The sequence below is a fragment of the Pseudoflavonifractor sp. MCC625 genome, assembly GCF_018784545.1.
Lineage (GTDB): Bacteria > Bacillota > Clostridia > Oscillospirales > Oscillospiraceae > Pseudoflavonifractor_A > Pseudoflavonifractor_A gallinarum.
This window is the reverse complement of record NZ_WQOJ01000039.1, coordinates 161,495-185,998: the sequence shown is the minus strand read 5'-3', so window position 1 is coordinate 185,998 and position 24,504 is coordinate 161,495. Positions and strand designations below refer to the sequence as shown.

Genomic DNA, 24,504 nt, shown 5'->3' with positions numbered 1-24,504 from the left:
TGCGCGCCTCCCTCTTCCTTATCTCAAATCAAGCCGGGCCAGTTCCTCAAAAGCCGGCCGGCACAGGGCGTTGAGGGACTGATAATAGGCAAATCTCCGGTCATAGCGCTCCACCTCCGCCGGGTTGGGTACGATGCGCTCCCCATCCCCCAGCCAGCGGTCCCGCACGATGCGGAAGCTGTCAAAGAGTCCCAGCCCGCGCCCCGCCAGATAGGCGGTGCCCATGGCATTGTCTCCCTGGGGCAGGTAGGTCAGCTCCTGGTTGAGTACATCGGCAATGATCTGCCGCCAGAGTAGGCAGTTGCTCCCTCCCCCGCTGATGACCAGGCGGCTCAGAGGCAGGGCGCTGCTCTCATAGGAGTCCCGCAGGGCATAGGCCACACCCTCCAGGAGGGCACGGTACATATGTCCCGCCGTATGGGCGTTGGTCAGGCCGAAGAGCACTCCCTTGGCCAGGGGGTTTGCCAGGGGCGTACGCTCGCCCAGCAGATGGGGCAGGGCGAACAGCCCGTCTGCCCCCGGGGCCACGGCGTTGGCCGCCTCTTCCAGGGTCTGATAGCTCACCTCACGCAGCAGCACGGAGTCCCGGAACCACCGGGTGATCTCCCCACCCGTGAGCACATTCCCCAGAAAGCGCGCACCGCCGGTGATGAAGGGGCAGCTTCCCACCTGGTCGTCCAGAGACCGCTCCAGGCCCAGAAAAGTGCCCGCGGTCCCCAGGTAGATGAGGCCTTCGCCCGCATCCACGGTACCGGTGCCCACCAGGATGGTGTAGGAATCTCCCGTTCCAGCCACCACCGGGATGCCCGGTACCAGTCCGGTCTCCTCGGCGGCCTGTTGTGTGACGGTACCCACCACATCCATGGGCCAGCAGAGGGGAGGCAGTACCTTGGGGTCCAGTCCCGCCTCCCGCATGCGCTCCGGCAGCCAGACATGGCGCTTCTCCTCATATACCCCGCCGAAGATGGCCGCAATATCGTGGTCGGCACTATATACGCCGGTCAGTCGGAAGGCGATATAGGAGTGGGCGTTGAGCACCATCTCGATCCGCCCATAGGCCTCGGGCTCATGGCGCTTGATCCAGAGCAGCTTGGGAGTGACGTCCTGCAAATTGCTCTCCCAGCCCAGATGTTCCTGGAGCCAGGCGGCCTCCTCAATGGCCCGGTTGTCCCGGTACAGGATGGCCGGCCGCACCGGTCTCCCCTCCCGATCCAGAGGACAGAGGTTGGGCACCATACCGCTGGCACAGATGCCGGCGATCTCGGAGGGGTGGATCCCCGACTGCTCCAGACAGGCGGCGATTCCCGCCCGGGTCCCGGTCCACCACGCGCCATCCGGGTCTTGTTCCACATAGCCCGGCTGGCTTTGGATGGTCTCATAACAATGGGTATGCTGGGCCCGGCGTCTCCCGGTACCGTCCATCAGCACCGTTTTGATGCTGCTGGTACCAATATCAATGCCGAGCAAATAGGTCTGTGTCATTCGGACACCTCTCTTTTCCTTTGAACACCGCCAAACAGATACAGCAGGGGGAAGCGGTAAAACCGCTCCCCCCTGGTCTCATATCACGGTTTTATCCAAGATGCGCCATGGCGGTCTCCAGATTCTCCCCCTCATGGATCAGGCCCTTGAGAAGCTTGATCACCCGGTCGGGATGCTCGTGGCCCCAGATGTTCCGGCCGATGGCCACGCCGTGGGCGCCGCACTTCATGGCGTCGTCGATATTGGCAAAGAACTGCTCCTGCGAATTGGTCTTGGCACCGCCCAGCACCACGATGGGCAGCCCCTCGCATCCCTGCACGACCTCCTCATAGCCGGGCCGGTAGGGCATCTTCAGGAAGTCAGCGCCGGCCTCTGCCGCCACGCGGGCCGCCAGCTTCAGGCTGTCAATGTTGATATACTCCTGGGGCGGGTTGAAGCCGCCGGGCACCATCTCGGCCAGCAGCGGCATGCCGTACTGCTCACACTCCCGGCGCAGGGTGCTGATGATGCGGATCATGGTGCGCTCCAGCTCGATGTCCTCGCCGGAGATATCGGGACCGCCGTTGAAGAGAACGGCGTCGGCGCCCACCTTGACCGCCTCTTCCACCGCCACGCACAGGATGCTGTCGTGTGCCCCTCTGGCATAGTCGGTACAGGGGAAGTCCGCCCGGACGATCAGGCCGGTGCGGCCCAGCAGAGCCTCATATTTCCGGGCCATACCGATGTTGAGGATCACCGCGTCGGTACCGGCATCGATCACGGTCTTGAGGGCCTGATCCAGATGCTCGATTCCACGCATGGGGCCGGAATTGACACCGTGGTCAAAGGCTGTGATGATGGCGTTGCCGTCTTCCCGGAAAATATGATTCATTCTCTTGATGGTCCCCATATGGATTTCTCCTCCTATACTGTAATCGGTTTCTGTAAACGGTTACATCCGTCGTATGTATAGTAGCACATTCCCATGGAAAAATCCAGACTTTTTTGTAAGATTGGTAAACCTGTTTTAAATCTTCCGGTCAGTTCTATGCGTTATGCACAAAAACAGCGGCGACCTGTTTTACAGGTCGCCGCTGCCAGACTGTCGATAAAGTGTATTTCGACGATTTTCGCTGCAAGAGCCTCGCAGAGTTCCGCCGTCCGCAGACGGCGGAAAAGAGTCAAAATCGTGTTTTCCGGCGGCATGTACGTCGGAAAACACTCTGCTCAGGCCGTAAGTGTGTGCCCCAAAAGGGCACGCGCGCGGCGGCCTGCATCCCCTCGAAAAAATGCCTGCATTTTTGAGAAGCGTGTCGAAGTTTTTCGACACGCGGAGCGGCGACCTGTTTTACAGGTCGCCGCTGTTCACGAGATTTTTTGTACTCTCCCGCAGCCGCAGTTCCACCGGATAGAGCACGCACTGGGCCATCTCATGCCCGGTGGAGAGTCTCCGCAGCAGCAGCTCGGCCGCTTTTTCTCCCAGCCGCCGGTTGGGCACCGCTACGGTGGAGAGGGCCGGTGTAAAATAGCTGGCCAGCGGGATGTCGTCAAAGCCGATCAGCTCCATCTCCTCCGGCACCCGGATGCCGCCGCTGTGGAGGCATCTCAGTGCCCCCACAGCCATCATATCGTTGAAGGTGATCATGGCGGTGGGACGCTCCCCCTGCTCCAGCAGCCGCCGGGTACACTCCACAGACTGCCGTAGCTGGTCACCGTAGGACACGAACTGCATCCGGCACAGACAGTCCGGATATTCCTCAAAGAAGTCCCGTACCGCCTGCGCTCTCCTCCGTCCAATGAAGGTGTCCTCGGTGGCGGCCAGAACGCCAAAGATCCGGTTCCCCTCGGCATAGAGGTAGCGCAGCGCCATCTGCACCCCCTCGTAGTCCTCCATATAGACCGAGGTGACCGGTCCGTCCAGCCCCATCTGCTCCGGATTTCCGATCAATACATAGGGCACCTTGACATTTTGCAGGTACTCTCTTACCTCTTCGCTGCCGGAGAAGTCGGAGACATAGATCACCATGCCGTCCACGCTCCGGTTATCCGGCCGCTCCTGGCCCGGCATACTGCTCTGGGAGTAGATCAGCAGTTTATAGTTGGCCTGTAACAGCACCTTCTGGCAGCCCTCCACCAGCTGGTTAAAGAACTCGTTGCGCAGTGTGGGCACCACACAGGCCACCGTCCTGGTCTGGCCGGTCGAGAGACTCTGGGCCGATGGATTGGGAACATAGTCCAGCTGCCGGATTACTTTCAGGATGCGCTCTCTGGTCTCCGGCGACACCTTCTCCGGCTGGTTGATGCTGCGGGATACTGTGGCGACGGATACGCCGGTCAGTTTTGCAATTTCCTTGATGTTCAAACTCGTTCCTCCTGCTCGATCCGTTCCTGCCCGTTCCGGGAGTTTGTCTCATTCAAAGGGGTAACGCACGCCCCAGTCCCGGCGCAAAGCGTCCATCTGCTCCATCATACACAAGGTCTGCGCGTGAGGCATCTCAGGGCACTCCAGGGCTCCCGTCTCCAGGGCCCGGCGGCAGGCCTCCACCTCATACTCATATCCGGTGATCTGTTTGGGCACCGTGATCTCCCGCCGGAGCGACCGGTCGGGCCCAAAGAGGGAGATACGGTCAATGTTATTGATGTTGTGGGCGATCAGATAGCCTTTCGTGCCATAGATGATGCCATACTGCTCCGTTGCCGCCAGTACAGTGGTATGCAGGGTGGCCATCTTCCCATCCCGGTAGCGCAGTACGATGGAGCTCTGGGCATCCACCCCGGTGGAGGTCTTGACACAGGCAGAGGTGACATCCTCCACCTCATCTCCCAGCACCATACTGGCGAAATTCAGCGGATAGATCCCAATGTCCAGCAGGGCCCCTCCGGCCAGAGCGGGCTCCATGATCCGCTCCACATGGGTGAGGGGATAACCCAGATTGGCGGTGAGGGAGACCACCTCTCCCAGGGCGCCCTCACCGATCAGATCGTCGATCATCCTTCTGGACGGCATATAGCGGGTCCAGATGGCCTCAGTGAGAAAGACGCCCCGCTCCTCCGCCCTTGCCAGGACCTGTCGGGCCTGGGCTGCATTGGCGGTGAATGCCTTTTCACAGAGCACCGGCTTTCCGTGCTCGATGCAGAGCAGGCAGTGTTCCGCGTGGTGAGAGTGGGGCGTGGCCACATAGATCAGATCCACCGCCGGATCTTCCACCAGTTCCTCGTAAGAACCATAGGCCCGCTCGATTCCATAGGTGCGGGCAAATTCCTCCGCCCGCTCCCTCTCCCGGGAGGCCACCGCCCAGGCCTGGACGTTCTCCATCTCCCGCAGGGTCCTTGCCATGATTCCGGCGATTTTTCCCGCTCCCAGTATTCCCACGCGCAGCATCTGCCTCATCCTTTCCGCTTTGATCTCTTTGAGTATACCACAAGGCAGCGCGGCGGTAAATCATCATCCCGTTCCCTGCGGAAAACTTCAAGGCGCCCTTGGCCGTCTTGTACATAAAAAATGCGGTGTGACCGCAAATACCGTCACACCGCATGGCAGAGTATTCAATAATTTCTCTGCTTACTTCTCGGCAATGGCCTCGATCTCGCAGAGAGCGCCCTTGGGCAGATCCTTCACGGCCACGCAGCTGCGGGCGGGCTTGGAGGTAAAGTACTTGGCATACACCTCGTTGAAGGCGGCAAAGTCAGCCATGTCAGCCAGGAAGCAGGTGGTCTTGATCACCTTGTCAAAGCCCACGCCGCCGGCCTCCAGAATGGCGCCCACGTTCTTGCAGCTCCACTCGGCCTGAGCGGCAATGCCCTCGGGCATGGCGCCGGTGGCGGGGTCCACGGGCAGCTGGCCGGAGGTGATGACGAGACCGTTGGTCTCATAGCCCTGAGAGTAGGGGCCGATGGCGCCGGGCGCCTTCTCGGTAACAATGATCTTCATGGGAAATTCCTCCTTAGAAAATGGATGATCCAGACCGGCGGACCGCCTCTCCTCCGCATCCATGCAGAGGGATCGCTCCTCTTGTGGGAGTGGTCCGGAAACCGGCTTTCCTCTAGTGTACCACCGCAAACGGCGCGATACAAGAGGAAGTTCAAACGCCGGAGTGTAGTTTTTCGCTTTTTCTTCGCTTTCCCCTTGCGCTTTTTCCCTGTATGTCTTATAATGTCCTCAGTTGTACGTACAAGTTGTACGCTAACATGCGAAGGAGGTCACACGGTCATGTCTCAGCATATCGAGGAACACCCCATCGTGGATTATCCCAGCCGGACTCCGGTCACCTTTTCCTTTGACGGACGCACCCTCACCGGTCTGGCCGGCCAGCCCATCGCCGCGGCTCTGCTGGATAACGGCATCTCGGTCTTCCGGCATACCCATAAAACCGGCCAGCCCCGCAGTCTCTTCTGCGGCATCGGCCAGTGCAACGACTGCGTTGTGGTGGTTAACGGAAAGCCCAATGTCCGCTCCTGCACCACTCCGCTGGAGGAGGGCATGGTCATAGAGACCCAGCACGGGCTCGGAAAGGTGGGTGTCCTGTGAGAACGACGGATCTTCTGGTCATCGGCTCCGGACCGGCCGGTCTGGGGGCCGCCATCGAGGGCGCCCGCTGCGGGGCCAAGGTCCTGCTGGTGGACGAGAACACCAAGGCTGGCGGTCAGCTCTACAAGCAGATCCACAAGTTTTTCGGCTCCGGGGCTCACTATGCGGGCACCCGGGGATTCCAGATCGCGGATATCCTGCTCCAGGAGGCCAACGACCTGGGTGTGGAGACCCTGCTGGACACCCGCGCCCTGGGTCGGATGGACAACGGCTGCGTCTCCATTCTCCACCAGGGAAAGGTGGAGGCGGTGGAGGCCAAAAAGGTCATCCTGGCCACCGGCGCCAAGGAGAATGCCCTGGCCTTCCCCGGCTGGACCCTCCCCGGCGTTATGACGGCGGGAGCGGCCCAGACCTTCAGCAATGTCCACGGCACCCTGGTGGGCAAGAACATCCTCATGGTGGGCTCGGGCAACGTGGGACTCATCGTCTCCTACCAGCTCATGCAGGCGGGGGCGGAGGTCCGTGCCCTGGTGGAGGCTGCGCCCCAGATCACCGGCTATCTGGTCCACGCCGGAAAGATCCAGCGGGCGGGCGTACCGGTCTATACCTCCCACACTGTGGTGGAGGCCCGGGGCACCGACCGGGTGGAGGAGGCCGTCATCGCGCAGGTGGACGAGAAGTTCCGCCCCATCCCCGGCACCGAGCAGACCATCCCCGTGGATACCATCCTGCTGGCTGTGGGCCTCAATCCCCGCACAGAGCTGGCCTCCATGTTCCGCTGCCGCACTACCTATGAGGGGGCGCTGGGGGGCATCCTCCCGGTCCACGACGCCTGGATGCGCAGCTCCGATCCCAACGTCTATGTCTGCGGCGACCTGGCCGGAGTGGAAGAGGCCAACACCGCCCTGGAGGAGGGGCGTCTGGCCGGTATCCACGCCGCCGTCTCCCTGGGCTATACCGCACTCCACGCCCAGGCGCGGATGGAGGAGCTCCAGGAGAGTCTGCGCTCCCTCCGCAGCGGAGCCCACGCCGCCCGCCGCCTGGCCTGTAAGGAGCGCATCATGGAGAAAGGAGGCGCCTGTCATGTCTAATCAGCCGTCCCGGGGCTTTGCCCTCCTGGAGTGCTGCCAGGAGATCCCCTGCAACCCCTGCACCACGGTCTGCAAGACCGGGGCCATCGTCAAGTCCACCCTCAACAGCCGCCCGGAATTCGATCCGGAGAAGTGCGTGGGCTGCAAGCTCTGCGTGGCCGCCTGTCCCGGACAGGCCATCTTCTTCCAGGTCCCCGACCTGGGCGACGGCAAGGCCTCCATTACCTTCCCCTATGAGTACCGCCCCCTCCCCGTTCCGGGGCAGGAGGTAGTGGCGGTGGACCGGCTGGGCAAGGAGGTCTGTCCCGCTGTAGTCCAGTCGGTGGACCAGCGCCCCGCCTTCAACCGCACCGCACTGGTCACACTGGTCATCCCCGCCGAGTATCGGGATCAAGTCCGCTTTCTCCGGCGGCTGAGAAGGGAGGAACGCTGAATGGAAGACCGCGATATCATCATCTGCCGCTGTGAGGAGGTCACAAAGGCCGACGTCCTCCAGGCCATCGCCGACGGCTGCCACACGGTGGCCAGCATCAAGCGGGCCACCCGGGCCGGCATGGGGGCCTGCCAGGGCCGCACCTGCGGCCGCCTCATCCAGCAGATCCTCATGAGTCAGGGCATTCAGACTCCGGAGACCATTCAGGCCGACAAGCCCCGCTTCCCCACGGTTCCCTGCGGGGTGGATACATTAGGGAGGGACGACGATGCGGAATAAATATGGCGCCATTGTGATCGGCGGCGGCTACTTCGGCTGCGCCTGCTCCTATTTTCTCGCCAAGGCCGGCGTCCCCACCCTCCTGCTGGAGGAGAAGGAGATCAGCCGTGGGGCTTCGGGCGCCAACTTCGGCAATGTCCAGGTCCAGGACGCCTCCATGGGGCAGAGCTATGAGCTCACCCTGGCCGGTTTCGCCCGCATGAAGACCATGACCGAGGAGCTGGGCTGTGACATCGGATACCAGTCCTACCCCTCTCTCATCGGCGCGGAGTCCGAGGAGCATCTCCCCGAGCTGGAGCGGCTCTTCCAGGAAAAGAAAGAGGCGGGGCTGGATGTGTACTGGCTGGAGGGCGACGCCCTTCAGGAGGCCGAGCCCAACCTGGCGCCCGGCACCGTGCTGGCGGCCAGCTATTTTGAGCAGGGGCGCGTCTATCCCTTCCACTATCAATATGCCCTTGTACGCCAGGGCCGCAGATATGGCCTGGAGGTCCGGGAGTTTTCCACCGTCTCCTCCCTTTTGGTGGAGGGCGGAATCTGCACCGGCGTCATGCTGGCAGACGGCACCACGGTACGGGCCGAGCACGTGATCGTGACCTCCGGCGCGGGCACCCGCCCCCTCTGCGCCACCGCGGGACTGGACGTCCCGGTCTACTCCGTCAAGGCCGAGGCCTTCGTGACCGAGGCCATCCAGCCCTTCCTCAAGACCTATTACTCCTCCGCTGCCTTCTTTGCGGAGGCCCACAACCCGGAGAAGGCGGTCACCTCTCTCTGCATTGGACAGAGCCATTACGGCAACATCCTTCTGGCCGAGACCACCAAGCCCCATACCGCGGTGGACGAGGCCGGTCAGGACTGTACCTCGATGGAGCACTGCCGGAACATCCGGGAAAAGGTCCTGCACTTCTTTCCCGCCCTGGAGCCGGTCTCTATCCTGCGGGGCTGGGTCACCGCCTCCCCCTACACGCCCAACAATGAGCCCATCTTTGGAAAGGCTCCTGTGCCCGGCCTGATCCTGGCCGCCGGCTTCAAGAGCTCGGCGGTGGTCTCCGCCGTCGTGGGTGAGACGGTCGCAGAACTGGTCACCCGGGACACCTGTGCCTGGGATCTGGACCAGTACACCGCCGCCATCCGCCCCCTGTAACTGTCCTGTTCCCATTGCAAGGAGGAACCCTATGCCCAAATCCCAACGCCTCTGGTCCCACACCTATACCTATCTGCTGGATCAGATCCACGGTATGAAAGCCGGCGAAAATCAGCTGGAGCCGGAGGAGGAATTGACCCGCAAGCTGGGGGTCAGCCGCTCCACCGTGCGGGAGGCCACCCAGGCCCTGCTGCAGGAGGGCTATCTGACCCGCCGGCACGGGAAGGGAAATTTTGCCCACCCCTCGGTCTCCCAGCTCCGTTATCGTATGGATCTGACCTCCGATTTTTCCAAACTTCTGGACACGGGAGATGGTCCGGTGGTCTGCCAGACCCTGCGCAGCGGCTATGTCCCCTGCCGCGAGGTGATGCGCCGCCGTTTTCCGGTCCCCTGTACCACGGTCTATGAGCTGGATTGGCTCTACTCCGTGGGGGAGCGTCCCATGCTCTTCTGCCGCACCTCCATTCCGGAGGAGATGCTCCAGCGCCAGCCGGAGCCCCTCTCCACAGACGCTTCCCTCTTCCCCTGGATCCGCACCTACTGCGGTCGGGATTTTGCCTACTATGCCACCCACCTGGGGTGCCGCTGTGAGGAGGACGCCTGTAGGGCCCTCCAGCTTCCCTCCGGCACCGTCTTATTCAATTGGCAGGAGGTTTTTTACGATCTGTCCGATGTTCCGGTTGCTTTCTGCGATATCTTTTTCCACCCGGAACATGTAGACCTTACCATGGTCCTGCGCCCTTGATCTCTGCGGCGGTCCGCGGCATTCGCCGCAGACCGCCGTTCTCCTTTTATTGACCCGCTGCCATAAAGAGGGGAATTCCCCAGTGTACAAATCCATAAAAGTGCGGTATCATGAAAGATATAACTTAATTGTCCGGTTATGCGCCCCTTCTTTTGTACACTTCATCCAATCAAATCAGTTTGAATTTGTGGCAGGTGTCATATTATGGAGCATACTTCCAAGCTGATCCGCCGTCCCTGGGTAGCCAGCGCACTTCTGGTGGCTCTGGCCTCCCAGATCTCCATCAACCTCTTTACGCAGGAATTCAATATCTCCGTGGCCGTCATTCTCCTGCCGGTCCTTCTCTTTTTGACGCCGGATATCCCCCTCTTCCCCACCGCCGCGCTGGCTGCGCCCGGTGTCTTTCTGCTGCGCTGCCTGATCCAGGGAGTGACCACGTTTTCCCTCCAGGGATGTATTCCGGCCCACGCACCCGAAATCTTTTTCTATCTCACCTACGGCCTGCTCTTTGATCTGTATGCCAGATGCTGTTCCTTCCATCCCTTCCGCGCCAAGCTCTGCCTCCCGCTGGTGGGGATCGACGTATGTGCCAATTTTGTGGAGCTGCTCATCCGCCTGGGGTGGGGCGTCTTTTCCCCGTCCCTGCTGCTTCAGCTGCTGGCGGTGGGAATCGGCCGTTCGCTCTTCGCCTTTCTGATCATCCGCACTTTGGACAACTACGGCTTTCAGGTGTTGCGCCGGGATGATGCAGAGCGCTACCAGCGTCTTTTGCTCATGACGGCTACCCTCAAAAGTGAGGTAGCCTGGATGGACAAGGGAACGGCCCTTATCGAGAATACCATGAACGCCGCCTATCGTCTGTACAGTCAGCTCCGCGCCGGCGGCGCGGATGAGGAGACCGCCGGGACGGCCCTCACCATCGCCAAGGACATTCACGAGGTGAAGAAGGAATATTTCCTCATCATGCGCGGCATCTCCGAGGCGCTGGAGCGCGCCTCCACGATCCCCGGTATGGAGCTGGAGGAATTGTTCTCCATTCTGACCCACAGTGTGGAGCGCACCGCCCAGGCCTGCGGCAAAGAAGTGGTGTGCACCACTTCTCTCTCTGACAATTTCTACACCACACAGCACCACTATCTCATGTCTATTTTCCGCAATCTGCTCAACAATGCACTGGAGGCCGCGGGGACCGGCCATACCGCCCATCTCACGCTGACCCAGCGGCGGGAGGGGGACGATTTCCTCTTTACCGTAGAGGATGACTGCGGCGGCATCCCGCCTCAGCGCATGGCGCAGATCTTTACCCCGGGCTTTTCCAGCAAAATCAACTATACCACAGGGGAGATCAACCGAGGGCTTGGCCTCACCATCGTCAAGGACCTGGTGGAGGAGGAACTCCATGGAACCATTCAGGTCTCGTCCCAGAACGGAGGCACCCTGTTTACCATCCGCATACCCATGCGGGAACTGGAGGGAACACAGCATGCTGTTCTATCTGATTGATGATGATTCCGCCACGCTCAATATCCTGCGTATGATCATTGAAGACAGCGACTCCGGCAGCGTGATCGGCAGCGCGGCCAGCGGTCTGGACGCGCTGGAGGACCTGCGCTATATGCGTCCGGATATCGTTCTGGTGGATCTTCTCATGCCCGGAATGGACGGCATCGAGTTTGTCCGTCAGGCCCGCAGCCGCTATCCGGACCTGCGCTTTGTCATGCTCTCCCAGGTCACCTCCAAGGATATGGTGGCAGAGGCCTATTCGGCCGGCGTGGACTTCTTTCTCTCCAAGCCGGTCAACAGCATCGAGGTGGTCAGCGTCCTGCGCAAGGTGGGAAAACTCCTGACCATGGACCGCACCATGGACCAAATGCGCTCTCTTCTCCAGGGCGGCGCCCCCGCCGGGATCTCTCCCGCCCCAACGCCGCCTCCCGACAACAGCGAGCGGCAGCAATCCGCGCTCAATGCCGTGCTCCATCGCATTGGCATCAGCGGTGATCCCGCCTGCCGGGACATCTCTCAGGTCGTTGGGTATCTCCTCTCCTCCCAGGGACAGCAGGAACAGCTGACCGTGGCGCAGCTCTGCGACCGGTTCAGCGATTCCCCCAAGGCCATGGAGCAGCGCATCCGCCGGGCTGCCATGGCTGGCATGGTGAATCTGGCCAACCTGGGGATTGAGGATTATTCCAACGATACCTTTACGGAGTACGCCGGCACGCTCTACCACTTTGAGCAGGTACGCCGGGAAATGGACTGTATCCGCGGAAAGACCACCGTCCACGGACGTGTCTCGGTCAAAAAATTTCTCTATGCACTGGCCGCCCTGTGTGCTGGTCGCTGATCCTTTACGCCTTTCGGCCCGTTGCCGGAAGGCGTATTTTTTTGTTACTTTTTCATGCGCCATTTTTCATCTTTTTTAATTCTTTCTCATTATATGACTTGATTTTCTACTCGTTTTTCCCTTTTTTCTTCTAATCCAGATTACTTTATCTGCTATTTGCACAAAACACCCCCCATCACTTTTTGATAACTCTTACAAAGTTCCATCTACCGTCATATTTTATAGTTTTCTTTCTGTTACTTCCTGTTGTTTTATGAAACTCTTCTATAAACTGAGTACAACAAGAAGTTACCACCCAAACAGACGACGGAGGTGCGAGCGTCTATGACAACGATTCTTCTCGGTATGGGCCTGCTCCTGCTGACACTGGCCGGTTTTTCTCTGTTCAGCATGAAGGCGCCCAAGGGTTCTCAGGCGATGTCCGGTCTGGCCAACGCGGCCGTGGCTACCTTCCTGGTGGAGGCCATCCACAAATATATTTCCGGTAATCTGATCGGCATTGATTTTCTCGGCGAAGTCGGCAGTATGTCCGGCAGCATGGGCGGTGTAGCCGCTGCCATCCTGGTTCCGATCGGCATGGGTGCCAATCCCATTTTCGCCGTCGTCGCCGGCGTGGCCGTGGGCGGATATGGTATCCTGCCCGGCTTTGTGGCCGGCTATCTGGTCGGTTTCCTCTCTCCCCTGATTGAAAAGTATCTCCCCGCTGGCCTGGATGTGATCCTGGGCGCCCTGATGCTGGCTCCCATTGCCCGTCTGGTCGCCTTTGCCGCCGACCCTGTCGTGAACAGCGCCATGGGTTACATTGGCACTATGATCACCGCTGCCACTGAGCAGTCTCCCCTCCTGATGGGCTTCCTGCTGGGCGGCATCATCAAGATGATCTGCACTTCTCCCCTCAGCTCCATGGCTCTCACTGCCATGCTGGGCCTCACCGGTCTTCCCATGGGCATTGCGGCCATCGCCTGCTTCGGCGGCTCGTTCACCAACGGTCTGATCTTTGCCCGTCTCCACCTGGGTGACCGGAGCAACATCATTGCCGTCATGCTGGAGCCCCTGACTCAGGCTCCCATCATCACCCGCAATCCCATTCCCATCTACGGCTCCAACTTCTTCGGCGGCGGACTGGCCGGTATCGCAGCCGCCATGCTGGGCATCGTGAACAACGCCCCCGGCACCGCCTCCCCCATCCCCGGCCTCCTGGCTCCCTTTGCCTTCAACGATCCTCAGACCGTGGTGTTGGCGCTGGTCCTGGCCGCGCTGGGCGGCTCTCTGGCTGGCTTCCTGGGCAGCATCGTGTTCAAGCGCTTTAAAAAAGAGGCTCCCAAAACGGACGCCCCCGAAAGCTCTATCATCTCTCTGATGGAGGATATCCCCGCTTAACGTCCTCCTTCCCCTCTCTTGAGCCCTGTGCCGGTGCGGCACAGGGCTCAGCTCGTTTTCCCATATAAAAAGCGGAAAGTGTATCGTTGGGATACACATTCCGCTTTTCTTCGGTTATCTGCTTTTCTCCACCTGATAGACCGTACACTGTCGGTAGGTCTCTCCCCGATGGAGGACGATACTTGGAAAATCCGGGTGATGGATGGCGTCCGGCCAGCCCTGCGCTTCCAGGCAGAAGGCGCTGCGCGGACCGTAGACGGCTCCCTCTTTTCCACGCTCACCGGCGAGATAGTTCGCCGTGTAGAGCTGGAGGCCCGGCTGTGTGGTCCGGCAGGTCAGATGCAGCCCATGTCCCGTCACCTCCGCCGCAGTACGCAGCGGACCAGCCGGAAGGTCATGAAGCACAAAATTGTGGTCATATCCTTTCCCCAGTTCCAATTGCGGATGGGCCTTTGCCAGCCCCTCCAGGAATGGGACACTCTCCCGCAGGTCGAAGGGGGTTCCGTCCACCGCCAGCCGCTCCCCAGTGGGGGTGCTGTCCCCATCCGTGACCGTGATGGCATCGGCATGGACGCAGATGGACTGTCCTTCCAATGTTCCCGCTCCGTGTCCGGCCAGATTGAAATAGCTGTGGTTGGTCAGGCTGCACAGGGTATCCCGGTCGCTTCGGGCCTGATAGGTGATGGAGAGCGCGCCCGCCTCGTCCAGGCCATAGCGCACTTCCACCTCCAAGCCCCCCGGAAATCCCTCATCTCCATCGGGACTGTGGTGGGTGAGGAGGAGCTCCTCCCCCTCCAGCCGGGCCGTCCACACCGCCCGGTCAAACCCCCGCACTCCTCCATGGAGGCAGTTGGGGCCGTTGTTGGCCGCCAGGGGGTAGGTGTGGCCCTCCAGAACAAAGGAGGCCCCTCCGATCCGGTTGGCTACGCGCCCCACGGTCGCCCCCATATACTTGTCCTGTGCCTCATAGTCTCCCAGCGTGTCAAAGCCAAGCAGGATGTCCCGGCTTCCCTCGGGAGCGGGCACCCGGAAGGACCGAAGGGCCGCCCCGTAGGTCAGCACCTGTACGGTATAGTCCCCGCAGCGCCCCGTCCAGCACGTGACCGCCTCTCCGGCGGCCGTCACACCAAAGGGGGCGGAAATCCACTGTGTCATGTATTACACCTGCCTTATAAAGCGGAGGAAGGCCTCCTGTCCCTCGGGAGAGCGCTTGTAGACCCCCGCGTGCTCCAGCACCCGGGCAAAGACCAGTCCGGTCTCCTGTTCCACCAGCCCTAGGGCGTTTTCCGCTGTAAAGGAGGCATATTTATGCCGGAATCCCTCGGCCCACTCCGCATGGGAGGCGGTGAGGGAGTCCTCCCGCAGACTGGTCCCCTGTACCAGGTGGTCGGCCACCGCCGCCAGCTCAGCCTTCAGCCGGGCGGGCAGCACGGCCAGCCCCATCACTTCGATCAGGCCGATGTTCTCCTTTTTGATGTGGTGCAGCTCCGCATGGGGATGGTAGACCCCCAGCGGGTGCTCCGGCGTGGTGATGTTGTTGCGCAGGACCAGGTCCAGCTCATAGGCCTGCCCTCTGCGCCGGGCGATGGGCGTGATGGTATTGTGGGGCTCTCCCTCGGTCTCGGCAAAGACAAAGGCCGCCTCATCGGTATATCCCCGCCAGGAGGTGAGGATCCGGTCGGCCAGCTCCACCAGACGCTCCGGCCGGGCGGAGGTGATGCGCAGTACCGACATGGGCCAGCGGACGATCCCCGCCTTGACATCCGGGAATCCGGGGAACTCCACTTCCCGGTCCACCGGGGCCTTCTCCATGGGGAAGGCATAGTGCCCGCCCTGGAAGTGGTCATGGGCCAGGATGGAGCCGCCCACGATGGGAAGGTCTGCATTGGAGCCCACAAAGTAGTGGGGGAACTGTCCCACAAAGTCCAGCAGCTTGGCAAAGCAGGCCCGGTCGATCTTCATGGGGACATGCGCGCCGTTGAATACGATGCAGTGCTCCGGATAATAGACATAGGGGGAGTACTGCAAATACCAGGGGGAGTCGTTGATGGTGACCGGTACCACCCGGTGGTTCTGCCGAGCCGGATGGTTGACCCGGCCCGCATACCCCTCGTTCTCCCGGCACAGGAGGCACCGGGGATAGTCCGAGGCGGGCAGCTCCCGGGCCGCCGCGATGGCCCGGGGGTCCTTCTCCGGCTTGGAGAGGTTGATGGTGATGTCCAGCGCACCGTATTCCGTCTGCACCTTCCACTGCATATCCCGGGCGATGCGGTCCCGCCGGATGTAGTTGGTATCCTGGCTGAAGGTATAGTACCAGTCCGTGGCCGCCTGGGGACTCTCCGCCCGCAGGGCGCGGAAGCGCTCCACCACCTGGCCGGGCCGGGGCGTGAGCCGTCCCATGAGCATGGTGTCAAAGAGATCCCGGTAGACCACCGAGTTCTCTTCCAACACTCCCCTGGCATGGGCGTCGTCCAGCAGCACCTCCAGGATCTCCGCCAGCGGCCGCTCCGGAACCGGGGCCTGGGGCGCAGTCCAGCTGTCCAGCTTCAGTCCCTCCAGCAGGGAATTCACCGCCCAGACCCGCTCCTCTTCCCCAATGAGGCCGGTACGCACGGCGTAATCCACCAGGGCCTGAATGGCCTCGTTCACCTCCATGGCTCAGCCCTCCCCGAATCCGTTGGGATGGCTCTTGTGCCAGTTCCAGGCCGAGGCGATGATGGTCTCCAGATCGTTCTGCTCCGGCTTCCAGCCCAGGACCTCCATGGCCTTTTTAGAGGAGGCGATGAGCTGGGCGGGATCGCCGGAACGGCGGGGCGCCATCTCGGCGGGAATGGGATGCCCCGTCACCTTCCGGGCGCACTCAATGACCTCCCGCACGGAGAAGCCCACGCCATTGCCCAGGTTGAACACGTTGTTCTCGCCGCCCCGGATCAGGTAGTCCAGTGCCAGAATGTGGGCCTGGGCCAGATCGGAGACATGGATATAGTCCCGGATGCAGGTCCCGTCGGGAGTGGGATAGTCCTCGCCGAAGACCTTGATGCAGGGCCGCTGTCCATTGGGTACCTGGAGGATCAGGGGGATCAGATGGGTCTCCGGGTCATGGGCCTCTCCGATGGCGCCGGAGCGGTGAGCGCCACAGGCGTTGAAGTAACGCAGGGCCACATACCGCAGGCCGTGGGCGCGGGAGACCCAGCCCATCATCCGCTCCATGGAGAGCTTGGTCTCTCCGTAGCAGTTGGTGGGCTCGGTCCGGTCGGACTCCAGGATGGGCACCCGCTCAGGCTCTCCATAGGTGGCGGCGGTGGAGGAGAAGACGATCTTATCCACCCCGTGCGCCACCATGGAGGCGAGGAGCACCATGGTCCCATGCAGGTTGTTGTCATAGTATTTCAGGGGATCGCTCATGGACTCTCCCACCTGGGAGGAGGCCGCAAAGTGGATCACACCCTCAATGTTCTCTTTCTCAAACAGGGCGTCCAGCGCCGCCCGGTCCCGGATGTCCAGCTCATAAAAACGGGCTTTCGGATGGACCGCGGCACGGAAACCGGTCTGGAGGTTATCGGCCACCACCACATCCCGGCCCGCATCAATCAACTCATATACGGTATGGGAGCCGATGTATCCCGCTCCGCCCAGTACCAAAATAGCCATTCAAAATTCCTCCTTTTTGATTCCATGCCCTGCTTACTGCCAAATCACCGCGCCGCCCACCGGACGGATGGACAGGATGTGGCAGCATCCCGCTCCCAGGATCTCCTCCATCTGTGTCCGGAAGGCATCCAGACGCTCCCGTGGCACAAAGGCCTGGATGGTCCCGGCAAATCCGCCGCCGTGGACCCGGAAGGCCCCCGTCCCGTCCAGGGCCCGCTCGGCCGCGGCCAGGGCCACAGCCATGGCCTGCTCTCGCACCGCACCGGCCGGAGCGATGTTCTGAAGATGGGTCCAGGAAGAGCGGCCCGACTCCTTTACCAGAGCCAGGAAGGCGTCAAACTTCCCGGCGGCCAGGGCCTCAGCCTCCTGGGCCACCCGGCGGTCATCGGCATAGAAATGCATGGCGCGCAGCACGGCCCGATCGCCCGCTGCCTTGCGCACCTCGGGGAATGCCCGCCAGAACTCTTCTTCCGGCACCTCCCGCAGCACAGACTTGCCAAAGAAGGCCGCTACTGCCTTCATCTCCTCCGGAATGGCGGCATACTCCGCCGTGAGGTCGGCGTGGTCGGCGCCCGAATCCACGATGCACAGGGCATAGCCCTGCTGCTCCAGATCCACGGCCAGCGGCTCGATCACCGGCGCAGCGGGGTCGGCAAAGTCAATGGCCACCGCGCCGCCCACCGAGGAGGCCATCTGGTCCATCAGCCCGCTGGGCTTGCCGAAGAACTGGTTCTCGGCATACTGACCCATCTGGGCAATGGTCACCGGAGAGAGCTCGTTTTTGCAGAAAAGGGTGTTGAGGATGTTGCCCAGCAGCACCTCGCAGGCCGCCGAGGAGGACAGTCCCGACCCGGGCAGCACGTCGGAAATGGCATAGGCATCAAAGCCAGCCGGTGTGTAGCCCAGCTGTGCGATCCGGGCCGCCATGCCCCGCACCAGAGAGGCCGTGGTCTCCCGCTCTTCCTCCTGGGGCTCCAGGGTGTTCAGATCCACCTCCACCATGGGCCACCCCTCCGACTGGAAGCGGATGACCTGGGTGCCGTTGGGGGCGGCGCAGGCCAGGAAATCCAGATTGACCGCCGCCGCCAGTACCCGGCCCCGCTGGTGGTCGGTATGATTGCCCCCGATCTCGGTCCGCCCCGGCGCGGAGAGGACCGCCACCGGCGTATGCTCCTCCCATCCAAAGGTCTCCTGAAATCCCTTGGCCACCCGGGCTACCCGGCTTCTGGCCACAGACGGGATCTCTGCGCCCAGGCAGGACAGTGTGCGCAGTGTGTCATCCAGCGCTCCCGATTCCAGCGCCTGGCACAGTGCGGAAAATTCTCTCATCATTCTCACCCATTTCCTTAAATTGAGGGGGCAGGCGCTCCCCTCTCTCTCCCGGATCTCTGCTTCCTCACCCGCGGAACAGGCAGAGATCGCTGATTCACGCCTATTATACTGCAAGATCCGCTCTGATAAAATGGGCTTTTCGCATCTCAGATGGATTTTTCAATCAGCATTTCCCTTCTGGCGGTCCGCCGGCTCCGCGGTACGGTAGCGTTTTGCGTAGGCCTGGGGAGAAAGCCCCATCACTTGTTTGAAGGCTCTGGAAAAATACAGCGCGTCGTGGAACCCGACAGAATGGGAAATCTCCCGTACGGAAAAGCTGCTGTTTACCAGCATCGCACACGCCTTCTGGATGCGGTACTCCATCAAAAATCGCTTGGGCGACACCTGAAAATGGGTGGTAAAACTCCGGTACAGGCTGCTGGGACTGACCGAGAAAAGCTCTGCCAGTCCCTCCACGGTGATGGGCTGTTCATAGTTGTTCATAATGTATCTGGCCGCCATCCGGGCACAATCGGTCCGGGGCGGCGGCGTACGTCTGGACTGCTGCGCTTTTTCACTGAGGAGCGCAAAAATAAGGTACAGGCGGCCTGTGGATGCCACCTGGCACGCCAGACTCCCACGCTCCTCCCGGTACAGTTCCAGCAGCATCCGCCCCAGTGATTTGGAAGAAACATTGAGTAAAATCGGATAATCCGGCCGGAAATCGGTCTGTTCGACCAGTTCCCGTGCGTCGCTCCCGGAAAAGCCGACCCATACATATTCCCAGGGCTTGGCCTGTTCCGCATAAAACTGCACGGTTGTATCGGGATAGACCAGAAAACTGTCTCCCGCCTCCAAAAGGAAGTGGCGCTCTCCCAGAAGCAGATTCCCATGCCCTGACAAAATGTGATAGAGGCAATAGTGATCCAGCACCCCCGGTCCCCACTGGTATCCCGGGATACAGTGCTGATGCCCGGTGCTCGCCACGGAGAGGGATCGGACCTGCGGTGCAAGTCCATAGCGCTTGTAAAAATCATCCTGTAACACGGTCTGCTCTCCCCTTCTAACTGTGGATTGCGACTAATAGTATAGCGGAAAGAAGCGTATCCGGCAACTGCGCTCCCCACCCCGGCTATTCCATGCGAAAAAATCCATACAGGCGTGGGATAGAAACCGCTCTTTTCCCTTTTGAACATTTGGCCCGTCCACGTCCATTTATGGATTGAGCACGAAAAAACCATTTATAATCCTGTCTATCTTATCAAAAATAGTATATCATGGCACCATTTTGACAAAATTCAACATTTAAAATCTTTCCAGGCACTTAAGCCCGCTGAAATATCCTCCTCTTTTTTCATGAACTGCTCCTGTAAACATGTTTTTTTACGTGCATGCCGTGCTTTTTTCCGTTTTCCTCGCATACATTTTTATTTTTCCGGTCTCATCGATAAAAAAGCAAAGATTTGATCTGTCATTTTTTCTTTTTATCGCTTCCGAATCGGCATGTCATTTTGCTATACTATCCCGTTCATTCTGCACAATTTATCTTTGATTACTATAAAAATCAGCGGTGCACAAATGCGATTTTGATTCAAAAAGCAACTTATTTAAAATCTTTTACACTCTTTTTTGTAGATTGCTTTCATTTTTATTTCTATTTATTTTGCACAAACAACAAATTATGACGAAAAAGTGAATATCATCGGGGGCGCTCTTTATTGACTTTTTATAAAAAAGATGCTACTGTAAAGCTAAGCTGTGGGAAAGCCCACATCAGCCTCTGAAAACGGGTAGGGATGGCGTTACATATGTACTTATTTGACATTGGCTCTATGGATTTCCCAGAGGGCGGGTACATATCCGGCATTCGGATCTGTTGGAAGAGCATCTCCACATATTGAAAAGGAGCGACATCCAATGAAGAAGAGAAAAGTTCTTGCAACGATCCTTGGTTCCTGCATGGTCCTGTCCCTGGCCGCCTGCGGCGGCGGTACCGCCACCACCTCTACCCCTCCTGCTCCCACCGGCTCCGCCGTCGTGGAGGGGATTGAGAGCCAGGTGCCCGCTGGCGGCACCGTCGGCGTGTGCATCTACAAGTTCGACGATAACTTCATGACCACCTACCGTACCGCTCTGGAGACCATTCTGAAGGACAAGGGCTACGAGGTCACCGTGGTGGACGGCAACAACGACCAGGCCAAGCAGACCGAGCAGATCAACACCTTCATCGCTCAGGGCGTGGACGCGCTCATCATCAACCCCGTCATGACCAGCGCCGCCTCTTCCATCGTCAACCTGGTGCAGACCGCTGACATCCCCACCGTCTTTATCAACCGTGAGCCCACCGCTGAGGATATGGCCTCTTATAACAAGTGTGTCTACGTCGGCTGTGACGCCGCTCAGTCCGGTACCTTCCAGGGCGAGCTGATCCTGGAGACCGAGACCAAGGGCGACATCAACGGCGACGGCAAGGTCTCCTACATCATGATCCAGGGCGACCCCGAGAACATCGACGCCAAGCTGCGCACCGAGTACTCCGTCAAGGCTCTGACCGATGCCGGCATGGAGGTTGAGCAGCTCAACCTGACCCGCGGCGACTGGGATCAGAACAAGGGCCAGGAGATCTGCGCCAACGACCTGGCTCAGTTCGGCGATAAGGTCGAGGTTGTCTTCAGCAACAACGACTCCATGGCTCTGGGCGCTATGGAGGCCATCAAGACCGCTGGCCGCACCGTTGGCAAGGACATCTACATCGTGGGTGTTGACGCTCTGGACGCCGCTCTGGACGCCGTCAAGGCCGGCGAGATGACCGGTACCGTTCTGAACGATGCGCAGAGCCAGGCCGAGAAGGCTGTGGAGTGCATGGAAGGCCTGCTGGGCGGCACCACCTATGCCGAGGGCGAGCAGTCCATCTATGTTGACTACGTGAAGGTCACCAGCGACAACGTCGCCGAGTTCATCAAGTAAGTTTCCGATTCCTGTTTTACCAGTCTAGCAGTTTCGATTTACGAGGAGGGGAGATATGTACGGATGAAAACGACGTACATATCTCCCCCTTCCTGTCGGTTGTGGTTTGTGTGGTGTACGGCACCCTGCTTTGAGAAATGGCTCGCATACCCGTGCGCCATTTCTGAAGGCAGGACCGTAACGAAGAGAGCAACAAGCAAAGAGGGGGCCAGTTCATGTCAGAGTATCGTTTGGAGATGCGTAATGTCGTGAAGACCTTCCCCGGCGTCAAGGCACTGGACCACGCGCAGCTTCGGCTGCGTCCAGGAACCGTACACGCTCTGATGGGCGAAAACGGCGCGGGAAAGTCCACACTGATGAAGTGTATGTTCGGCATCTACCATATGGACGAGGGAGAAATTTTTTATGAGGGCCAGCCGGTCCACATCAAGGACCCGCTGGATGCCCTGCACCACGGCATCGCCATGGTGCATCAGGAGCTGCAGCCCATTACGGAGCGCAGCATCGGTGAAAATATCTACGTAGGCCGCTATCCTCTCAAGCAGATCGGCCCGGTCAAAATCATTGACCACAAGAAAATGTATGAGGACGCCGCCCGGGTGCTGGAAGAAGTCCATATGAACTTCGACCCCCGCGCCAAGCTGGGTTCCCTGAGCGTCTCCCAGATGCAGCTGGTGGAGATCGCCAAGGCCGTTTCCGCCGACTGTAAGGTGCTCATTCTGGACGAGCCCACCTCTTCCCTCACCGCCGGCGAGGTGGAGGCCCTCTTCACCATCGTGGAGGAGCTCAAGTCCAAGGGCGTGGCCATCGTCTACATCTCCCACAAGATGGATGAGATCCTGCGCATCTCGGATGAGGTCACCATCATGCGCGACGGCCAGTACATTGGCACCTGGGCCGCCAAGGAACTGACCACCGATATGATCATCACAAAAATGGTGGGCCGCGAGCTGGTGGACCTCTATCCCAAACGGAAAAATGTTCCCGGCGAGGAGGTCCTTCAGGTAGAGGACTTCACCTCCATCAACCCCAAGAGCTTCCGGAATGTGACCTTCAGTGTGCGGAAGGGCGAGATTCTGGGAGTAGCCGGTCTGGTGGGTGCACAGCGCACCGAGCTGATGGAGGGTCTGTTTGGCCTGCGCTGCCATTCCAAGGGTACCATTACCTATAAGGGCGAAGAACTCAAGATCAACCGTCCGGCTGACGCCATCAAAAAGGGCATCGCCATGCTGACCGAGGATCGCCGGGCCACCGGTATTCTGGGCGTTCTCTCCATCGCGGATAACGTCTCGATCTCCTCCCTGAATCAGTATCTCATCGGCGGGATCATGCTGGATGACAAGAAGATCGAGCAGCTGGTGCAGGACAACGTGGCCAAGCTCTCCATTAAGACACCCTCCTCCAAGACACTGATCCAGTCTCTCTCCGGCGGCAACCAGCAGAAGGTGCTCATCAGCCGCTGGCTGGCCAACAATCCGGATATTTTCATTCTGGACGAGCCCACCCGCGGTATCGACGTGGGTGCCAAGTACGAGATCTACTGCATCATTGAGGAGCTGGCCCGTCAGGGAAAGAGTATCATCATGATCTCCTCTGAAATGGGCGAACTCATCGGCATGTCGGACCGCATCATGGTCATGTGCGACGGCCGCGTCACCGGCTTTATCGACGGAGACAAGGCCAATCAGGAGAATATCATGGAACTGGCCACGCAGTTCGAGGCAGTCTGAATCAGAGAGAGGAGATTGGACTATGGCAAAGGAAGCAAAGCAGCTCAACGCTGCCCGTGTAAAACAATTTTTATCCAACTATGCGATTATAATTCTGATCGCTCTGCTGGCGCTGGCCGTCGGCTTTACCCGCGACAACTTCTTCAGCCGCAGCAACCTGGTAAACCTCATCATCAACGTCAGCCCCCGTTTCATCATCGCCTGCGGTGTGTCGGGCTGTCTGATCACCAAGGGAACCGACCTGTCGGCCGGACGTATGGTCGGCCTGTCGGCCTGTCTGTCCGCCATGCTGCTCCAGGATGTGGCCTACTCCGGCCGCATGCTGCCCTGGCTGCCTGATGTGCCTGTATTTGTGGGCCTGATCGCCGTTCTGGTCATCTGCGGCATCTTCGGCGCCATCAACGGCTGCGTCATCGCCTTCCTGAAGGTTCCCCCCTTCATCGCAACCCTGGGCATGCAGACCATCGTCTATGGTCTGTGCAGCGTCATCACCAAGAACCAGCCCATGGGCGGCTACAAGGACTCCTACACCAAAGTGGCCAACGGCTATCTGCTGGAAGGCGCTGTGGGCAAGATCATCCCCTATCTGGCCATCATTGCCCTGATCATCGGTCTGTTTATGTGGTTCCTCTACAATAAGACCCGTCACGGTAAGTACATGTACGCCATCGGCGGCAACGAGAGCGCTGCCCAGGTGGCCGGCGTCAACGTCCCCGCCACTCTGATCCGCATCTATCTGCTGGCGGCTGTCCTCTATGCTCTGGGCGGCTTCCTGCTGGGTGCCAAGGCCGGCGGCGCTTCCGTCCAGACCGGCTACGGCTATGAGCTGGAGGCCATCGCCGCTTGTACCATCGGCGGTGTCTCCACCAACGGCGGCGTGGGCAAGATCTCCGGCGTTCTGGTGGGCGTTCTGGTCTTCGAGATCCTCAAGATCTGCCTGCAGTTCCTGCGCGTGGACCCCGCCTACACCTTCATTGCACAGGGCCTGGTCATCATCGTGGCCGTCGCTCTGGATCTGCGCAAGTATCTGGCCAAGAAATAATTTCTCATGTTCCGCGGCCTCCTGTCCCAGTCCGGGACAGGAGGCCGTATCCTACTCCAACCGGATGCAGACAAAGGAGCTTGGATCGTCATGCGTCTCTTTTCATCGCGGAAAGCACAGCTGGAACAAAAAGCCCGGGAACTGGAGGAGCGGGAAGCCCGTCTCATCCAGCGGGAACAGGCCCTGGAACAGCAGTCCGTCCAGTCGGAGGAGGAGGCCTCTCCCCCTCCCTCCGGTCCCCGGAATGCCAAGGAGCGCTTCTATGATAAAATCCCGGTCACCGTCCACCAGCTGGATATCTTCATCGGCATATGCATTGCCGCTTTCGTTCTGGTCGTCCTGATCGGCGCTATCCAGGGGCAGGGATAATCCCTCCATACAAACGTCCTTCCACACGCTCTGTG

General features: G+C 60.0%; 23 protein-coding genes. 13 read left to right on the top strand and 10 right to left on the bottom strand.

Annotated features, from left to right (window positions below; genetic code table 11):
• Positions 1-18: 18 nt before the first annotated feature.
• From GPK94_RS13480 to GPK94_RS13460, 5 genes are all read right to left on the bottom strand, one after another.
• Positions 19-1,482, bottom strand: a complete 1,464-nt coding sequence (locus tag GPK94_RS13480) for an FGGY family carbohydrate kinase (protein WP_215656060.1) — start codon at positions 1,480-1,482, stop codon at positions 19-21.
• Positions 1,483-1,573: 91 nt separating this feature from the next.
• Positions 1,574-2,371: a deoxyribose-phosphate aldolase gene (locus GPK94_RS13475; RefSeq protein ID WP_101691321.1), complete on the bottom strand. Its 798-nt coding sequence runs from the start codon at positions 2,369-2,371 to the stop codon at positions 1,574-1,576.
• Positions 2,372-2,809: 438 nt separating this feature from the next.
• Positions 2,810-3,823, bottom strand: a complete 1,014-nt coding sequence (locus GPK94_RS13470) for a LacI family DNA-binding transcriptional regulator (protein WP_101691322.1) — start codon at positions 3,821-3,823, stop codon at positions 2,810-2,812.
• A 48-nt stretch (positions 3,824-3,871) separates the two neighbouring features.
• Positions 3,872-4,843 (bottom strand): Gfo/Idh/MocA family oxidoreductase, encoded by a 972-nt coding sequence (locus tag GPK94_RS13465; RefSeq protein ID WP_346728036.1) that lies wholly within the window; start codon positions 4,841-4,843, stop codon positions 3,872-3,874.
• Between the two features lie 180 nt (positions 4,844-5,023).
• Positions 5,024-5,392 carry a RidA family protein gene (locus GPK94_RS13460; protein WP_101691581.1) on the bottom strand — a complete coding sequence of 123 codons (369 nt, stop codon included), beginning with the start codon at positions 5,390-5,392 and terminating at the stop codon, positions 5,024-5,026.
• Between the two features lie 279 nt (positions 5,393-5,671).
• Here GPK94_RS13460 and GPK94_RS13455 point away from each other — a divergent pair, with 279 nt between their 5' ends.
• The 9 genes from GPK94_RS13455 to GPK94_RS13415 all read left to right on the top strand — a co-directional run bounded on the left by GPK94_RS13455 (position 5,672) and on the right by GPK94_RS13415 (position 13,399).
• Entirely contained in the window at positions 5,672-5,989 is a 318-nt protein-coding gene (locus GPK94_RS13455) for a (2Fe-2S)-binding protein (protein ID WP_101691323.1), read from the top strand.
• Positions 5,986-7,080 carry an NAD(P)/FAD-dependent oxidoreductase gene (locus tag GPK94_RS13450; RefSeq protein ID WP_215656059.1) on the top strand — a complete coding sequence of 365 codons (1,095 nt, stop codon included), beginning with the start codon at positions 5,986-5,988 and terminating at the stop codon, positions 7,078-7,080. The genes GPK94_RS13455 and GPK94_RS13450 overlap by 4 nt, the downstream gene beginning before the upstream one ends.
• On the top strand, positions 7,073-7,513 hold the full coding sequence (locus tag GPK94_RS13445) for a 4Fe-4S binding protein (RefSeq protein ID WP_195279262.1): 441 nt from the start codon (positions 7,073-7,075) through the stop codon (positions 7,511-7,513). The genes GPK94_RS13450 and GPK94_RS13445 overlap by 8 nt, the downstream gene beginning before the upstream one ends.
• Complete coding sequence (locus GPK94_RS13440; RefSeq protein ID WP_101691324.1) at positions 7,514-7,792, top strand: (2Fe-2S)-binding protein; 279 nt, start codon at positions 7,514-7,516, stop codon at positions 7,790-7,792.
• Positions 7,782-8,933: an FAD-dependent oxidoreductase gene (locus GPK94_RS13435; RefSeq protein ID WP_215656058.1), complete on the top strand. Its 1,152-nt coding sequence runs from the start codon at positions 7,782-7,784 to the stop codon at positions 8,931-8,933. The genes GPK94_RS13440 and GPK94_RS13435 overlap by 11 nt, the downstream gene beginning before the upstream one ends.
• A 31-nt stretch (positions 8,934-8,964) precedes the next feature.
• Entirely contained in the window at positions 8,965-9,678 is a 714-nt protein-coding gene (locus GPK94_RS13430; RefSeq protein ID WP_215656057.1) for a GntR family transcriptional regulator, read from the top strand.
• Between the two features lie 204 nt (positions 9,679-9,882).
• Entirely contained in the window at positions 9,883-11,181 is a 1,299-nt protein-coding gene (locus GPK94_RS13425; RefSeq protein WP_215656056.1) for an ATP-binding protein, read from the top strand.
• On the top strand, positions 11,162-12,019 hold the full coding sequence (locus GPK94_RS13420; RefSeq protein ID WP_195279264.1) for a DNA-binding domain-containing protein: 858 nt from the start codon (positions 11,162-11,164) through the stop codon (positions 12,017-12,019). The genes GPK94_RS13425 and GPK94_RS13420 overlap by 20 nt, the downstream gene beginning before the upstream one ends.
• A gap of 324 nt (positions 12,020-12,343) precedes the next feature.
• Positions 12,344-13,399: a PTS sugar transporter subunit IIC gene (locus GPK94_RS13415; RefSeq protein WP_101691329.1), complete on the top strand. Its 1,056-nt coding sequence runs from the start codon at positions 12,344-12,346 to the stop codon at positions 13,397-13,399.
• 114 nt (positions 13,400-13,513) lie between these two features.
• Here GPK94_RS13415 and GPK94_RS13410 read toward each other — a convergent pair whose 3' ends face one another.
• The 5 genes from GPK94_RS13410 to GPK94_RS16435 form a co-directional block, all read right to left on the bottom strand.
• Positions 13,514-14,554 carry an aldose epimerase family protein gene (locus tag GPK94_RS13410; RefSeq protein ID WP_215656055.1) on the bottom strand — a complete coding sequence of 347 codons (1,041 nt, stop codon included), beginning with the start codon at positions 14,552-14,554 and terminating at the stop codon, positions 13,514-13,516.
• A gap of 3 nt (positions 14,555-14,557) precedes the next feature.
• A complete protein-coding gene (gene galT, locus GPK94_RS13405; RefSeq protein WP_215656054.1) occupies positions 14,558-16,054 on the bottom strand; it encodes a UDP-glucose--hexose-1-phosphate uridylyltransferase in 1,497 nt (498 codons plus the stop codon).
• A 3-nt stretch (positions 16,055-16,057) separates the two neighbouring features.
• Positions 16,058-17,050 (bottom strand): UDP-glucose 4-epimerase GalE, encoded by a 993-nt coding sequence (gene galE / locus GPK94_RS13400; protein WP_186964103.1) that lies wholly within the window; start codon positions 17,048-17,050, stop codon positions 16,058-16,060.
• A 33-nt stretch (positions 17,051-17,083) separates the two neighbouring features.
• Positions 17,084-18,379: a galactokinase family protein gene (locus GPK94_RS13395; RefSeq protein WP_215656076.1), complete on the bottom strand. Its 1,296-nt coding sequence runs from the start codon at positions 18,377-18,379 to the stop codon at positions 17,084-17,086.
• Positions 18,380-18,541: 162 nt separating this feature from the next.
• The gene (locus GPK94_RS16435; RefSeq protein WP_346728039.1) at positions 18,542-19,348 is read right to left on the bottom strand and encodes an AraC family transcriptional regulator; all 807 of its coding nucleotides are present in this window, start codon (positions 19,346-19,348) and stop codon (positions 18,542-18,544) included.
• Positions 19,349-20,278: 930 nt separating this feature from the next.
• Between GPK94_RS16435 and GPK94_RS13385 the strand changes: the two genes are divergently transcribed.
• From GPK94_RS13385 to GPK94_RS13370, 4 genes are all read left to right on the top strand, one after another.
• Positions 20,279-21,328, top strand: coding sequence for a galactose ABC transporter substrate-binding protein (locus GPK94_RS13385; RefSeq protein ID WP_193537731.1), 1,050 nt, complete (start codon positions 20,279-20,281; stop codon positions 21,326-21,328).
• A gap of 215 nt (positions 21,329-21,543) precedes the next feature.
• Entirely contained in the window at positions 21,544-23,058 is a 1,515-nt protein-coding gene (locus GPK94_RS13380; protein ID WP_101691335.1) for a sugar ABC transporter ATP-binding protein, read from the top strand.
• 22 nt (positions 23,059-23,080) lie between these two features.
• Positions 23,081-24,100 (top strand): beta-methylgalactoside transporter, encoded by a 1,020-nt coding sequence (locus GPK94_RS13375; RefSeq protein ID WP_193537735.1) that lies wholly within the window; start codon positions 23,081-23,083, stop codon positions 24,098-24,100.
• Positions 24,101-24,190: 90 nt separating this feature from the next.
• On the top strand, positions 24,191-24,469 hold the full coding sequence (locus GPK94_RS13370) for a hypothetical protein (protein WP_193537737.1): 279 nt from the start codon (positions 24,191-24,193) through the stop codon (positions 24,467-24,469).
• The last annotated feature ends 35 nt before the right edge of the window (positions 24,470-24,504 follow it).